Source organism: Natronorubrum texcoconense (genome assembly GCF_900100335.1).
GTDB lineage: Archaea > Halobacteriota > Halobacteria > Halobacteriales > Natrialbaceae > Natronorubrum > Natronorubrum texcoconense.
Genome location: NZ_FNFE01000004.1, coordinates 362,399 through 376,303, shown reverse-complemented (window position 1 = coordinate 376,303; position 13,905 = coordinate 362,399). Strand labels below are relative to the sequence as shown.

Annotated in this window: 14 protein-coding genes and 1 tRNA gene; 4 read left to right on the top strand and 11 right to left on the bottom strand. The window is 64.8% G+C overall.

Going from position 1 to position 13,905, the window contains the following annotated elements; translation table 11 throughout:
- Positions 1 to 90 precede the first annotated feature (90 nt).
- Together azf and BLT08_RS14575 are read left to right on the top strand one after the other, a co-directional pair.
- A complete protein-coding gene (gene azf / locus BLT08_RS14580; protein WP_090309184.1) occupies positions 91 to 834 on the top strand; it encodes an NAD-dependent glucose-6-phosphate dehydrogenase Azf in 744 nt (247 codons plus the stop codon).
- 128 nt (positions 835 to 962) lie between these two features.
- Positions 963 to 1,934 (top strand): aldo/keto reductase, encoded by a 972-nt coding sequence (locus BLT08_RS14575; protein ID WP_090308910.1) that lies wholly within the window; start codon positions 963 to 965, stop codon positions 1,932 to 1,934.
- A gap of 51 nt (positions 1,935 to 1,985) precedes the next feature.
- Here the strand turns inward: BLT08_RS14575 and arsB are convergent, their stop codons facing one another.
- The 6 genes from arsB to BLT08_RS14545 form a co-directional block, all read right to left on the bottom strand.
- Positions 1,986 to 3,164: an ACR3 family arsenite efflux transporter gene (gene arsB, locus BLT08_RS14570; RefSeq protein WP_090308906.1), complete on the bottom strand. Its 1,179-nt coding sequence runs from the start codon at positions 3,162 to 3,164 to the stop codon at positions 1,986 to 1,988.
- 100 nt (positions 3,165 to 3,264) lie between these two features.
- Positions 3,265 to 3,717: a RidA family protein gene (locus BLT08_RS14565; RefSeq protein WP_090308902.1), complete on the bottom strand. Its 453-nt coding sequence runs from the start codon at positions 3,715 to 3,717 to the stop codon at positions 3,265 to 3,267.
- Positions 3,718 to 3,804: 87 nt separating this feature from the next.
- Positions 3,805 to 4,194, bottom strand: coding sequence for an ArsR/SmtB family transcription factor (locus tag BLT08_RS14560; protein ID WP_090308897.1), 390 nt, complete (start codon positions 4,192 to 4,194; stop codon positions 3,805 to 3,807).
- Positions 4,195 to 4,332: 138 nt separating this feature from the next.
- Positions 4,333 to 4,947 (bottom strand): DUF309 domain-containing protein, encoded by a 615-nt coding sequence (locus tag BLT08_RS14555; protein WP_090308894.1) that lies wholly within the window; start codon positions 4,945 to 4,947, stop codon positions 4,333 to 4,335.
- A 362-nt stretch (positions 4,948 to 5,309) separates the two neighbouring features.
- Positions 5,310 to 6,404, bottom strand: a complete 1,095-nt coding sequence (locus tag BLT08_RS14550) for an aminopeptidase (protein ID WP_090308891.1) — start codon at positions 6,402 to 6,404, stop codon at positions 5,310 to 5,312.
- Positions 6,405 to 6,481: 77 nt separating this feature from the next.
- Positions 6,482 to 7,207 carry a queuosine precursor transporter gene (locus BLT08_RS14545; RefSeq protein WP_090308888.1) on the bottom strand — a complete coding sequence of 242 codons (726 nt, stop codon included), beginning with the start codon at positions 7,205 to 7,207 and terminating at the stop codon, positions 6,482 to 6,484.
- Between the two features lie 341 nt (positions 7,208 to 7,548).
- Between BLT08_RS14545 and BLT08_RS14540 the strand changes: the two genes are divergently transcribed.
- Together BLT08_RS14540 and BLT08_RS14535 are read left to right on the top strand one after the other, a co-directional pair.
- Positions 7,549 to 7,743: a cold-shock protein gene (locus BLT08_RS14540; RefSeq protein ID WP_006087767.1), complete on the top strand. Its 195-nt coding sequence runs from the start codon at positions 7,549 to 7,551 to the stop codon at positions 7,741 to 7,743.
- Positions 7,744 to 8,221: 478 nt separating this feature from the next.
- Entirely contained in the window at positions 8,222 to 8,494 is a 273-nt protein-coding gene (locus BLT08_RS14535; protein WP_090308885.1) for a PadR family transcriptional regulator, read from the top strand.
- Between the two features lie 575 nt (positions 8,495 to 9,069).
- On the opposite strand, the gene BLT08_RS14530 is transcribed toward BLT08_RS14535, so the two are convergent.
- The 5 genes from BLT08_RS14530 to nikB all read right to left on the bottom strand — a co-directional run bounded on the left by BLT08_RS14530 (position 9,070) and on the right by nikB (position 13,841).
- A tRNA-Ile gene (locus BLT08_RS14530) sits at positions 9,070 to 9,176 on the bottom strand.
- A 34-nt stretch (positions 9,177 to 9,210) separates the two neighbouring features.
- Positions 9,211 to 10,017 (bottom strand): NAD(P)/FAD-dependent oxidoreductase, encoded by an 807-nt coding sequence (locus BLT08_RS14525; RefSeq protein ID WP_090308880.1) that lies wholly within the window; start codon positions 10,015 to 10,017, stop codon positions 9,211 to 9,213.
- Positions 10,014 to 11,993, bottom strand: a complete 1,980-nt coding sequence (locus BLT08_RS14520) for a dipeptide ABC transporter ATP-binding protein (RefSeq protein ID WP_090308876.1) — start codon at positions 11,991 to 11,993, stop codon at positions 10,014 to 10,016. The genes BLT08_RS14525 and BLT08_RS14520 overlap by 4 nt, the downstream gene beginning before the upstream one ends.
- Positions 11,986 to 12,864, bottom strand: coding sequence for a nickel transporter permease (nikC, locus tag BLT08_RS14515; protein ID WP_394328198.1), 879 nt, complete (start codon positions 12,862 to 12,864; stop codon positions 11,986 to 11,988). The genes BLT08_RS14520 and nikC overlap by 8 nt, the downstream gene beginning before the upstream one ends.
- A 35-nt stretch (positions 12,865 to 12,899) precedes the next feature.
- Positions 12,900 to 13,841 (bottom strand): nickel ABC transporter permease, encoded by a 942-nt coding sequence (gene nikB / locus BLT08_RS14510; protein WP_090308869.1) that lies wholly within the window; start codon positions 13,839 to 13,841, stop codon positions 12,900 to 12,902.
- Positions 13,842 to 13,905: the final 64 nt, after the last annotated feature.

Genomic DNA, 13,905 nt, shown 5'->3' with positions numbered 1-13,905 from the left:
GCCGTTCCGCTGGACCGAAGGGTGCTACAACCACTCGAACCGACTCGGAACCGCATGGTTCTTATCGTCGCTTTCCCTCCCACCGAACGAATGGCACAGTCGGTCCTGCTGACCGGGGCTGCGGGGCGCGTCGGAGAGGCCATCCTCGAGGGCCTCGCGGACGACCACGAGTGGCGCTTGCTCGATCGCGATCCGCCGACGGAGGACTACCCGGGCGAGTTCGTCGTCTCGGATATCACCGAAGAAGAGGCCGTCCGCGAGGCGATGGACGGCATCGACGTCGTTCTCCACCTCGCAGGCGACCCCCGTAAGACCGCGCCGTGGGACAGCGTCCTGACGAACAACATCGACGGGACCCAGACCGTCTTCGAGGCCGCCGTCGACGCCGGCGTCGAGAAGGTCGCGTTCGCCTCCTCCAACCACGCGGTCGGCCACTACGAGACGGAGGAGCGAACGCCCGACATGTACCGGACCGACGACGACTACCTGCTCGACGGGACGGAACTCCCCCGGCCGGGGAATCTTTACGGCGTCTCGAAGGTCGCGGGCGAGTCCCTCGGGCGCTACTACCACGACGAGTACGGCCTCTCGGTCGTCAACGTTCGCATCGGAAACCTCACCCGGGGCCACCCGCCGATCGATTACGAACGCGGGCAGGCGATGTGGCTCTCCTACCGCGACTGTGCACACCTGTTCGATCGGTGTATTCGAGCCGACTACGGCTACGAAATCGTCTACGGAATCTCCGACAACGACCGGAAATATTACTCGCTCGAGCGCGCGAAGGAGGCGCTGGGTTACGAGCCGCGGGACAACTCCGCGGACCACGACTGATACCGGCCGTTTCGTTCTCCGTCGAGCACGACTGAAGCAGACCGTTTCGTTCTCTGTCGTCGTAACCGGAAGCCGCACCCCGACCTCGAGTCGCGACGTTTTAACGGTCGGCCGTCGCAGCAACTCCTATGGAGTACACGACGCTCGGGTCGACCGGCATGTCGGTCAGTCGCATCGGGCTCGGCTGCATGAGTTTCGGCAGCGGCCGCGACTGGATGCTCGACCGCGAGGAGAGCACCGAACTCATCGAGCGCGCGATCGATCTCGGGATCAACTTCTTCGATACGGCGAACGTCTACTCGACGGGGGAATCCGAGGCAATTCTCGGCGACGCGCTCGCGGGCTACGACCGCGATTCGCAGGTCGTCGCGACGAAGGTGTACGCCGAGATGGACCCCGATAACCCGAACTCCGGCGGGCTCTCCCGGAAGACCATCGAGCAGGAACTCGAGGCGAGCCTCGAGCGACTCGGGATGGATACCGTCGATCTCTACCAGACCCACCGCTGGGACTACGACACGCCGATCGACGAGACGCTCCGGGCGCTCGACGACGTCGTCCGACGGGGGAAGGCCCGATACGTCGGTACGTCGTCGATGTGGGCCCACCAGTTCGCCGAGGCCCTGCGGACGAGCGACGACCTGGGACTCGAGCGCTTCGCGACGATGCAGAACCACTACAACGCCTTCTACCGCGAGGAAGAGCGGGAGATGCTGCCGCTCTGCGAAAAGGAGGAAATCGGCGTCATTCCGTGGTCGCCGCTGGCCCGCGGCGTCGGCACCCGCCCGCTCGAGGCCCTCGAGTCGACGACGCGCGGGCAGACGGACGAGTACCTCGAACAGATTCCCTACCTCCAGGGCGGCGGCGAGGAGATCAACGAGCGGATTCAAGAACTCGCCGCCGAGAAGGGGGTCACGATGGCCCAGATCTCGCTTGCCTGGCTGCTCCACAAGGAGTGGGTCGATGCGCCCATCGTCGGGACGACCAGCGTGGAGCACTTAGAGGAGGCCGTCGAGGCCATCGAACTGGAGCTCTCGGCGTCGGATATGGCCTACCTCGAAGAGCCGTACGAGCCGTTGCGGATCGCCGGCCACGAGTAGTCGGTCGGAGGCGGAGCCCTGGTTTTCGTGTCTGAGTGTGGCAGGCGACGGTCAATCGTCGTCCGTCGCGGACGACGGTAGCTCGCCGGAGATCGTTTCGTCCTCGAGCCGGCCGGTTTCGTAGCCGTCCCAGTCGAACCGCTCCTGAAAGTAGACGGCGACGTGGACCAGCGCGAGCAGGACGGGCACCTCGATGAGCGGGCCGACGACGGTTGCGAACGCGACGCCGGAGCCGACGCCGAAGACCGCGACCGCGACCGCGATCGCGAGTTCGAAGTTGTTCGACGCGGCGGTAAACCCGATTGCGGTCGTCGTCGAGTAGTCGGCACCGATTCCGCGACCCATCCCGAAGCTCACGAGGAACATCACGACGAAGTAGATCGTGAGCGGGACGGCGAGCCACAGCACGTCGGTCGGTCGGGCGACGATGGTGTCCCCCTGCGTGGCAAACATCACGACGACCGTAAACAGCAGCGCCAGCAGGGTGATCGGGCTGATCGTCGGGACGAACTCCTCGTCGTACCACTCCTCACCCTTGGCTCGAACACCGCCGAGGCGCGTGAGGATGCCGCCGGCGAACGGGACGCCGAGGAAGATCGCGATCGCCCAGAACACCTGCGTGACGGTGATGTCGAACGCTTCGATGCCGGAGGCCATGGCCTCTAACCCGAGAATCGGCGGGAGGAAGAGCGCGAAGAACCAGATGTAGACACCGTAGGTGACGATCTGGAAGACGCTGTTGAACGCGACGAGTCCCGCGGCGTACTCGTTAGAGCCGTCCGCGAGATCGTTCCAGACGAGTACCATGGCGATACAGCGGGCCATCCCGATGAAGATCAGACCGAGGAAGTACTCGGGACGGGCGGGAAACCACGGGACGACCCCGCTGAAGAAGATCACCGCGAGCAGGAACATCAGCGTCGGTCCGATCAGCCAGTTCTGGATCAGACTCAACGAGAGGATGCGCCACTTCGAGAAGACCCGCGGCAGCCGTCGGTAGTCGACTTTCGCCAGCGGCGGATACATCATCGCGATGAGACCGATCTCGACGAGGGAGTACTCCTGAATCGGGTCGACGACCGACGGCGCGACGGAGCCGAGGCCGACACCGAGCGCCATCGCTCCGAAGATCCAGACGGTGAGATACTTGTCGAGGAAGTCCATCGACCGCGGGTCGCCGCAGTCCGAACAACCGCAGTCGGGTCCATGGTCGTGTTCGACGCCGCTCATGAAGCGAACTCCTCCGAGTCAGCGGTGGTCGACAGGCGTGAAACCCGGCACGTCGGCTCGACTGCAGAGTGCGTGGACATTGATCGTGAGTGAAACACCGCTATTCGTCGGCCGCGACGACGTCCAACTGTACGTCCGCACCGCCGGGGAGCGAACAGACACCGACGACGGTTCGGGGTGGCTGTTCGACCCCGTCGAACCGAGAGTCGTACACGGTGTCGACGGCTTCGCTGGCGTCCGGATCGGTGAGATGAACGTCGACCTTCATCACGTCGTCGAGCGTCACGTTTCGGGTTTCCAGCACCGACTCGAGGCGGTCGAAACAGGTCGCCGTCTGCTCCTCGATTGAGTGTGTGTTCAATACTTCACCGTCGATCTTCGGTACGATTCCCTCGAAAAAGATCAGATCCGACTCACCGGTCCGTTGACCGAACGCACCGGTGTGTTCGAATCCGTCCCGCTGTCGCTTGCTACGTGTGCTGAGTGAGTCGTCCGTGTTCATCGTCGGTGCCTGATTTCGTTGTCGCTCGTCCTCGTTCGTCGTTCGAACCATATTATATGAACAAGTGCTCAATCATTAAAGCGTTTCGAACGGCGCGGCGGCCTCGTTCGAGCAGCGTCGGACTGGGAGAAGAGAGCGTTACCGGGAGCCGTCGAGAACGGTTAAGAGAGCGGTTGCACGCTTCGTCGCGCGATATTTTCGCCATCGGCCGTCCTTTCGTTTGGTCACGAGTCCGGCGTCGGTGAGCGTCGAGAGCGCGTGACTGACGGCGCTGTCGCTGACGTCCACGAGCGGGGTGATTTCACAGACGCAGAGCTCGTCGTCTGCCGTCACGAGCAGCCGAACGAGCCGGTACCGCGTTTCGTCGCCGAGCGCCGAAAACGTCGCCACGTCGGTTCCGGCCGTCCGGCCATCGAGTACCGCTTCGAGGTCGTCGAGTTCGGCGAGTCGCTTCTGTAAATCCTCGTTCTGACACGTCCCGAGTTCGTCCTCGAGGTACCGTCGCAGCCTCGCTTCCGTTTCGGTCATAGACACAGTTGCACGTTTGCTCAAATAAGAGTTCCGTCAGATCCCGTCGGTGAGCATCGGCCCAGTTCGTAGGCTGGCTGGCGACGGCTCGTTCGAGTCGACGGACCGATCGGTCGCGAACTGAACGGCCAACCACCGTCAGAACAGCCCTTCGACGTCGGTCTCTCGAGCCGCCCGCCGATCGACGTGATCGGTGAGCCGCTGGTAAACGATGCCCCGATGCTCGTCCTCCCGAACGAAGTCGAACAGGAGCGTGATGAACCGGCTACCGTCGTCGCCGGCCTCGAGATCACGTCGAGCGTACGTCCGGGCCTGTTCGATTGCCCCCTCGTCGTAGCCAAGTTCCTCAGCGAGGACCGTTGCGGCGACCGCGGTCGGTTCGAATCCGAGATCCGCGAGCGTCGGCACCGATCCCTCGTGTGCGAGTCGAATCGGTCGCCGACGCTCGAGCAATTCGGGATCCGCCGCGAGGGCCTCGAGGAACGACCGAACGGGTTCGAGCGAAACGTCGCGGTAGTCGGCGGGCGGCCCGTCGAGATACGCGCGTGCGCTTTCGGCCAGCCCGACGGCACCCTCCCAGTTGCGGCCGCGGGCGTGGTGGACCGCGGCCGTGAACTGGATCAACCCGTGGAGCAGCCGCTCGTCGTCGGTATCGGCCTCGAGGTCGAGCCAGTACTCCTCCCAGGCGTCGTGGGCGGCGTGATAGAAGCCCGCGTTGTAGATGGCGGCGCCAGCCCGGAGCTGATCGCGCATAGTCGGTGTAGGCACTCGAAAGGGGTGAGACTGTCGGATGGGACGAACACCGAAGACGGTGATCGCCGGATACGTACCGCCTCCGGCGGGGCGGGCAGACAACTGAAAGGGAATACGCTGCCCACCGATGCTCAGTCGGCGGCAGCGTCTGGGACGAGCAGCGAGTCCCGACCGGTTACTTCGCCGCCACCGGTCATGGCGGTACTCGATTCCAACGACGATTCCCTACATTATTATGCAGCCGCTTCGCCGTTTCATGGTATGAGTTGCCAGCGCATAAGAGGGTATTAACAGGCTGCTACTGTCGGCTGTAGTGACTAACGTGCGAACGTGAACGAGGCGCAGAATCCACAGATTGCGAGTTACTCGAAGCCGTCTTCCCACCGAAAGCGGCCATTACGCTGGACGACGGTCCCGTCAACCTCGAGTCGCGAGTCCTCGCTGACGTCGGTGATCATGTCGACGTGGACCGCGGAGTCGTTGCCGGACTCGCCGTCGGGGAGGTTCGCGTCGTAGGCCCGTCCGAGCGCGAGGTGGATCGTGTCGCCCATCTTCTCGTCGAAGAGGATGTTGTCCGTGTAGCGGTCGATCCCGCGGTTCATGCCGATACCCAATTCGCCGAGTCGGCGGGCACCGGCATCGGTCTCGAGGATCTCGGCGATCACGTCCTCGCCCTGTTCGGCGTCGTAGTCGACGACCTCTCCGGACTCGAACTCGAGACGAACGTTTCGGACGGATTCGCCGTGGAGCGTCATCGGGACGTCGAAGGTCACCTCGCCTTCGGTGGCGTACGGCGCGGTGAACACCTCGCCGCTGGGGAGGTTATGCGAGTCGTACGCGACCGAGGCGGCGCTGTTGACCGCCGTGCGGCCCTCGATCCCCATTGTGAGGTCGGTTCCACGGGAAACGAGCCGAACCTCGGAGCCGTCGTCGAGAATGTCCTTCATCCGACCCATCTCCTCGGCGAGGACCTCCCAGTCCCGGAGAATCGCATCGTACGCGAACGCCTGGTACTCCTCGTAGGCCATGTTCGCCTGCTGGGCGAGCGACCGAGTCGGGTGGACCGTCGACACCCAGCGAGTGTCCATTCGGGCCTCGCGAATCTCGCTTCTGGCGCTGCCGTAGGCCTGACGGGTCTTCCCCGGCACGTCGGCCGTCGCGCTCGTGTTGCGTCCGCCGCCGAGCGAGAGGTAGACGTCGGCGTTTTCGACCAGTGCGAGCTCGTGCGCCGGGTTCTCGTCGAACTCGCCGTCGTGTGCGCGAAGATACGCGCGCGTGATCTCGCCGGAGCTGTAGGTTGCGAGTAGGTTCGCCCCCCGTTCGCCGAGCGCCTCGGCGACCGCCACCGCGAGTTCGTGGGCGTCGGGTCCGACGGCGAGCACGACGTCGTCGCCCGCCTCGACCCGGGCGCTCCAGTCGACCAGTACCTTCGCGTGTTCGCGTACGCGTTCGTCCATATCGATCCCTCTCGAGGCGGGTTACTAAACGTCCTCGTTCGACGCGAAAAGCGGATGCGGGGGAAGCGCCCCGTCGCTCAGGCGACCGTCGGCTCGTCGTCGGCCGTCGACTCGCGCGAGCGGACGACGGAGACGACCGCGTAGACGATCGGCGTGTCGACGACGGCGATGGCGAGTTTCAACAGGTACTGGCCGATCATCAGCGCCAGCAGTTCGCCGACGCCGAGTACGGGACCGACGCCGAGGAGAGCCGGCGCGAGCGAGAAGGCGATCGCGACGAAGATGACGGTGTCGATGGCCTGGCTGCTCGCCGTCGAGGCGACGTTGCGCAGCCAGAGTTTCTCGCGGCCGGTGTAGTCGCGGATCCGATGGAAGACGATCACGTCCCAGTTCTGGCTGACGACGTACGCGAGCAGGCTTCCGAGGACGATGTTCGTCGACGCACCGAGCACGTCCGCGAACATCCCCGGGTCGATGCTGGTCTCGGCTGCGGGGGCTGCGATAGTCGACCAGACGAGCAGGAGAACGACGAAGTTCATCGCGAAAGCGACGTTGACGACGATCTGTGCCGCCCGTCGGCCGTACAGTTCCGCATAACAGTCACTGGCCAGAAAGGTCAGCGCGTAGGCGAGTGCGGCACCGGGAAGCACCAACTCCGCGCCCGTGATCGGAAGCGAGAACGCGAGCACCTTCGAGGCCGTCAACTGCGCCGTCACGAGCGCCGTCACGAACAGCCCGATCAACGCCACCTGCGCGACCGTCGGGCCGGCGTGTGGCTGCGATGGGGAATTTGGCTCCGTCATGCCCATCGCGTATCAGCGGAGCAACCTAAACGATTCGAGACAGCCTCGAGTGCGCCTCGAGCGGCTCGTTGGATCGGACCGATCGGTTCCCGGAGCGGTCGTCCGGCGAACGTGAGCGAACGTATCACTCGTGCTCGAGTGAAATCGGTCGGGAAGACCCCCTGAACGGGCATTTCTCACGGTTGTGGGAATTTTATAGTCAGATCCAATATGGTTCTAAAACGCTCATATTTCGGCTTCAAACCGAGTTCTCACGCGTTTCGCTCAAGCGTGTGTCTGTCTCCCGAGAGGACGAGTATAACACAACTGTTATACGTAACCCGGCACTCTCTTGGATTGCAATGGCGAAAGGAAACGTTGATTTCTTCAACGACACAGGCGGCTACGGTTTCATTTCGACGGACGACGCGGACGATGACGTTTTCTTCCACATGGAAGACGTTGGCGGTCCGGACCTCGAAGAAGGCACAGACATCGAATTCGACATCGAACAGGCCCCCAAGGGCCCCCGCGCCACCAACGTCACCCGCCTCTAACACGGCTCTACACGTTCGGTAGCGGATTTCACAATCCAATACACATTCTTCGGTAGACTACACGGCAAGCGACCGCGATAGTGACAGGTCGTTCGAGTACGACGAACGTCGACGCGGAGGACAGTCGTCACCGAACGTGTCTCGTTCTACCACATTCACAGTCGAGAGTACGTCTTCGGAAACGCAGCGATCGTTTCACGATCCGTTCATTTTTCGTTTCGATAGTAAGCGGTCGTTGACTGTCTCGCACGACTAAAACTAGCCCGCAGAGACGCGAGACGTACAGATGCGACACTCCGAGCGACGAACCGCCAGCAAGCGGTGTGACGAGGCGCGTCGCCCGTAGTCATCTGTTACCGACAGTGGAACAGAATATCACTGTAATTATCTCAGTTAGACCGTACACACAGTCGAGAAACAGTTGATACGAGAACGATAACAAATAGTCGAACAGTTGGTGTATCGGTGTGGTTGCAACATGGACGATCTGACCGGATTTCAACGCGATCTGCTGTACGTGATCGCCGGAGCCGACGAGCCGTCTGGCCAGGAAGTAAAAGACGAAGTCGAGAAGTATTACAACAGCGAAATCAATCACGGCCGGCTGTATCCCAATCTCGACACGCTCGTCAACAAAGCGCTCGTCGAGAAGGGACAGCTCGATCGCCGAACGAACTACTACGCGATCAGCGACAGCGGCCTCGAGCAAATCGAAAACCGAAGAGAGTGGGAACAACAGTACATCGAGTAATCGAATTCGAGCCGGTCGACTGAGCGACGCGTGACAGTCGATGTCGTGCAGACGCTTCACCGTCGCACGACGGCGGCCACTCGGGGCTTCAGCGACGACTCGAGCGATGTGATCCGGCCGGGACGAGCACCAGCCGATGGGATTCGTCGGGTCTACCCTCGATCTCTCACGTTTCGGCCTCTCGCAGTCGATGACCAGTTCGGCGGTCGCTTCGAAGGGGACAGGAAGCGACGCGTCCCTCAGTATCGGTCAGCGCGTCACCCCCGAAACTCACGTTCCGTAGCGATGGGCACGGTCGCTGTTGTCGCCGTAGACGCGGTAGACCGCTCGGAAGCGTACGCTCCACAGTGTCCGTACGTGCTCGAGATCTCGGACGACAGTTACGGTGTACTCGTCACGCCGACCACCCCGTTTCGGCTACTAATATCGCAAGCAGGCGGCGACCCGGAACCAGTGACTGGTTCGGTTCCGGTTTGAAACCCCCTGTTTCCGAAACAGAGAACGGGCGTTTCGGATGGTTCAGTACCGTACTATCGGCCGAATCGGTTTCGGCCACGCTTCGGGTGTGTTGCGCATGGGCCCTGACGGATTCGAACCATCGACCACTCGGTATCTCACACACCCGCACCAGTTGCGACCGTGTTATGAGCCGAGCGCTCTAACCAGACTGAGCTAAGGGCCCTCACACGAACGAAATCGAGGAATATAGTTAACCCTTACTCTCCGTCCTGCTCGAGTCCCGCCCCAGCCGTCTCATCGAAGAACTCGAGCATCCTCGTTTGGGCCTCCTCGTGCCGCCGTCGACGCTCTGGAACGGTGATCTCCTCGACGCCCTCGGGAACGGCTCGATCGTACGACTCGTAGTAGCCGTCGGGGACGACCCAGTCGTTGTAGTACTCCGGTCGGACGTCGCGAACGAGCGTCAGCGCGACGTCGGCACCGTTGCCGGCGTTGACGATTGCCTGATGGTTCTGACTCGTAATTCGTCCGGCCGCGTACAACCCGTCGCAGTCGGTGCGGCCGTCCGCATCGGTCGGGACCACCATCACCGGACCCGGCTCCTCGGGTTCGCGGGTCACCGGAAGGTCCTCGAGAAACGCCGTCCGGGCCCACGACGCAACGATGAGTCGGTCGGCCAGGACGGTTCGGTCCTCGGCCTCGAGGACGAACCCACAATCGCTCTCGTCGCCGTCTTCGGAGCGCCGAACTGCCGTCACACCCGCTCGGTAGACGCGAGCGCCGGCCTCGCGAGCGTGCTCGCGGGCCAGTTCGAGGAACTGTGTCGGCTGGATTCCGAACGGAAAGCCGAGGTAGTTCTCGAGGTGGGCCGACTTCAACAGCGCCGAGCGGTCGTGTTCGAACAGGACCGTCTCGAGGTCCGCACGCGAAGTGAAGACGGCGGCGGAACAGCCGGCGGGGCCGCCGCCGATAACGGCGACGTCGTAGGTCGGGACGTCGTCGGTTGGGGGAGTCGTCGAGTCCGATGCAGCGGTCGAGTCGGTCGATGAATCAGAGTTCGTCATAGCTGGGATGGACGCTGGTGATCAGCGGTCGGTTCAGTCTCCCCGATCCCGGTTGCAGCCGAGAGCAGCGTCTCGGTGTACGCGGTGGCGGGATCGGTACAGAGCCGTTCCGCGGCGCCGGACTCGACGACCTGCCCGTCTCGCATGACGGCGATACGGTCGGCGAGGTGACGGACGACGCCGAGGTCGTGGCTCACGAGCACGAACGCACAGTCGAGTCCCGCCTGTAGGTCGAGCAACAGGTTGCACACCTGCGCGCGCACGGAGACGTCCAGCGCGGCGGTCGGTTCGTCGAGGACGACGAGCGCCGGCTCGAGGGCGATAGCCCGGGCGAGCGCGATTCGCTGGCACTGGCCGCCAGAGAGCTGGTGCGGTCGACGGTCGGCGTGGCGGTCGTCGAGGCCGACGAGCGAGAGCAGCGCCGAGATCCGCTCCCGTCGTCGGTCACGCTCCCAGCCGGCCTCGAGCAGCGGTTCGTCGATCGCCGTCCGGACGCGCTGTCGCGGATCGAGACTCGACTGTGGATGCTGGAAGAGGCGACCGATCGCGGCCAGTTGGTCGCGCGAGCGGTCGTCGACCGTGCCGAGCGTCTCGCCGTCGACGACGACCTCTCCCGTCGTTGCCGACTCGAGGCCCGTCACGAGATCGATAACGGTGGATTTGCCGGCCCCGCTCTCGCCGACGATTCCGAGAGTCTCGCCGCGGTCGACGGCGAGGGAGACGTCGTCGACGGCGTTCGTGTATCGGTCTCGCCCGCGTAAACGTGCGAGCCACGAGTCGTCGATCGGATAGCGCTTCGAAACGTCACGCAGTTCGAGGATCGGGTCGTCGACCGGGTCGGTGCTAGCGGCACTCGCGGGCGCATTCGAACCGAGCGTGTCGACATTCGGTGAGCCCGGTGGCGACGGCCGGGAGCCGATATCGTCGGCGACTCTCCCGCCGTCGACGCTGACGGCGGCGATCGACTCGAGTTCGCCACAGCGGACCCGTCCGCCGTCCTCGCGATCGACCGTCGGCGGGGCCGTCGTCCGGCAGCTCTCGGTCGCGTGCACGCAGCGGGCCGCGAACGGACAGCCCGTCGTCTCGGCGGTCGGATCCGGGAGCGTTCCGTCGACGGTGGGGAGCCGGTCGCCGGGCGTCGTCCCCTCGAGTCGGCAGGCGAGTAACGCCCGCGTGTAGGGGTGGCGAGGCGATTCCAACACCCGATCGGCCGGTCCGGCCTCCATCACCTCGCCGGCGTAGGCGACCACGACGCGATCGCAGCGCTCGCCGACGAGCCCCAAGTCGTGGCTGACGAGCACCGTCGCCAGATCGCGCTCGGCGACGAGGTCGTCGAGCAGATCGAGGATCGCTTCGCGCGTCGTCGCGTCGAGGGCCGTCGTCGGTTCGTCGGCCAACAGCAGGTCGGGGTCCGACGCCAGTGCGGTCGCGATCGAGACCCGCTGGGCCTCGCCGCCGCTCAGTTCGTGGGGATAGCGATCGAGGTAGTCGGGGTCGTCGAGGCCCACCTGCTCGAGGAGGGCGAGCGCTCGCTCCCGGCGCGTTCGGCTCGGTTCGCCCCAGTCACGCCGGGAGAGACCGAGGGCCGCTCGAAGCGAGCCGTCGTCGGGACGGTCGGCGAGTCGAAGCGCCTCCTCGAGGTGGAACCTGACCGAACGTGTCGGCGTCAGCGTCGCGGCGGGATCCTGAAAGATCGTCGAGAGTCGCGTCGCGCGAATCCGCCGGAGTCGTTCGTCGGAAAGCGAACGGAGATCGATGCCGTCGAACGTGACGGCGCCGTCGACCCGTGCAGTGTCGCCGTGCAATCCCGCGATCGCACGGACCGCAGCCGATTTGCCACACCCGCTCTCGCCGATGAGACCGACGGTCTCGCCCGCCTCGACCGACAGCGAGAGGCCGTCGACCGCACGAACGGGTTCCGTGCCGGTCTCGAACCGAACCGCCAGGTCGTCGACGGACAGCAGCGGGTCAGTCACGGCGGCTCACCTCCCGGCCGCTGCGCTCGGTACGATCGTTCGGATCGAGCGCGTCCCGCAGGCCGTCGCCGAGCAGGTTCGTCCCGAGTACCGCGACGACGATCGCCAGCCCGGGCGCGTTGACCAGCCACGAGGCCTCTCGAAGGTGGTGACGACCCGTCGAAAGCATCGTCCCCCACTCGGGGGCGGGCGGCTGTGCGCCGAGGCCGAGAAAGGAGAGGCCGGCCGCCGCGAGGATCACGCCGCCGAGGTCGAGCGTCGCCAGCACGACGACCGGCCCCGCGACGTTCGGCAGGACGTGGCGTCGCAGCACGCGGCGACGCGGCGCTCCGGTCAGCCGCGACGCCTGGACGAACGGTCGCTCGCGCATCTCGAGGACGCTCGAGCGGACGACCCTGGCGTAGCGCGTCCAGCCGACGACGGCGAGTGCGAGCGCGAGGTTGGTCAGGCTCGGGCCCAGGATACCGGCGACGACGAGCGCGAGGACGATCCCGGGAAAGGCGAGCAGCACGTCGACCAGTCGCATCAGCGCCTCGTCGACCCAGCCGCCGCAGTAGCCCGCGATGAGACCGACGACGACGCCGATCGTCAGTCGAACCGCGGTGACGAGGACGGCCAGTCCCAGCGTGATGCGGGCGCCGTAGAGCAGTCTGGTCGCGACGTCGCGCCCGAGTTGGTCGGTTCCGAACGGATGTGCGAGCGAGGGTCCCTGCAGCCGATTGCCGAGGTGCTGTGCGTTCGGATCGTACGGCGTGAGAACGGGGCCGACGATCGCGAGGACAGTGATGGTCGCGACGACGAGGCCGCCGGCGACCGCCGACGGATTTCGACGGAGGGCGCGGATCGTCGGATGCTCGAGGATCGCGGCCAGCGCGGACCGACGATTCGCGAGGACGCCGGTGACGCTCACGCGCGACCACCACCGAGCGAGACGCGGGGATCGAGTCGGTGATAGGCGAGGTCGGTCAGCAGGTTGACGAGGACGAACGTCGCGCCGACCAGGAGCGTGACCCCCTGAATCACGGGGAAGTCCCGCGCGAAGACGGCGTCGACGAGTAGCGTGCCGAGTCCCGGTCGCTGGAAGACGACCTCGACGACGACCGCGCCGCCGAGGACGTACCCCAACTGCAGCCCGATCATCGTCACGACCGGCAACAGCGCGGTCCGCAGCGCGTGAGCGGTCACGACGCCGCGTTCGGCGAGCCCGCGAGCGCGGGCCGCGTCGACGTACGGCTCCTCGAGCGTCTCGAGCAGCGACGAGCGCACGAGACGGGTGAGGACGGCGGCCATCCCGGTCCCGAGCGTGATCGCGGGGAGCACGAGGTGAGCGAGCGTCCCGGCACCGTAGACCGGGAATACTCCGAGTCGCAGTGCGCCCCCGATGATGAGCAGGTAGCCGAGCCAGAAGTTGGGCATCGAGACGCCGATCAAGGAGGTACCCTGACTGACGTAATCGATCCAGGTCCCTCGATAGACGGCGCTGACGACGCCGGCCGGAATCGCGATCGCGACCGCGATCAGGATCGATGCGCCGGCGAGTTCGATCGTGTTCGGGAGGTACGCGAGCAGTAACTCGAGCACATCGCCGTCGCCGTAGTACGATCGGCCCAGATCCCCGCGCAGGACGTCGCCGAGCCAGTTGCCGTACTGTATCGGAACCGGGTCGTTCAGCCCCTGTTCGGCCCGGAACTCCCGAACGTCCGCTTCGGAGGGCTGCCGTCCCTGTCGCTCGGCGAGGACCGTCCGCGCGGGATCGCCGGGCGTCAGATGAACCAGCCCGAAGGTGAGGACGGTGACGCCGAACAGGACGACGGTCGAACTCGCGAGGCGACGGAGCAGATAGCTCATGGGATGGGTGTCAGTCGTCGATTGCCGTCGGACGGGTCCTCCCTATCGACGGTTCCGGTCCGAA

Coding starts and splice junctions, on each gene's coding strand:
- azf (WP_090309184.1), top strand. CDS start 91: ATGGCACAGTCGGTCCTGCTGACCGGGGCTGCGGGGCGCGTCGGAGAG.
- BLT08_RS14575 (WP_090308910.1), top strand. CDS start 963: ATGGAGTACACGACGCTCGGGTCGACCGGCATGTCGGTCAGTCGCATC.
- arsB (WP_090308906.1), bottom strand. CDS start 3,164: ATGAGCGGCGTCGAACACGACCATGGACCCGACTGCGGTTGTTCGGAC.
- BLT08_RS14565 (WP_090308902.1), bottom strand. CDS start 3,717: ATGGTTCGAACGACGAACGAGGACGAGCGACAACGAAATCAGGCACCG.
- BLT08_RS14560 (WP_090308897.1), bottom strand. CDS start 4,194: ATGACCGAAACGGAAGCGAGGCTGCGACGGTACCTCGAGGACGAACTC.
- BLT08_RS14555 (WP_090308894.1), bottom strand. CDS start 4,947: ATGCGCGATCAGCTCCGGGCTGGCGCCGCCATCTACAACGCGGGCTTC.
- BLT08_RS14550 (WP_090308891.1), bottom strand. CDS start 6,404: ATGGACGAACGCGTACGCGAACACGCGAAGGTACTGGTCGACTGGAGC.
- BLT08_RS14545 (WP_090308888.1), bottom strand. CDS start 7,207: ATGACGGAGCCAAATTCCCCATCGCAGCCACACGCCGGCCCGACGGTC.
- BLT08_RS14540 (WP_006087767.1), top strand. CDS start 7,549: ATGGCGAAAGGAAACGTTGATTTCTTCAACGACACAGGCGGCTACGGT.
- BLT08_RS14535 (WP_090308885.1), top strand. CDS start 8,222: ATGGACGATCTGACCGGATTTCAACGCGATCTGCTGTACGTGATCGCC.
- BLT08_RS14525 (WP_090308880.1), bottom strand. CDS start 10,017: ATGACGAACTCTGATTCATCGACCGACTCGACCGCTGCATCGGACTCG.
- nikB (WP_090308869.1), bottom strand. CDS start 13,841: ATGAGCTATCTGCTCCGTCGCCTCGCGAGTTCGACCGTCGTCCTGTTC.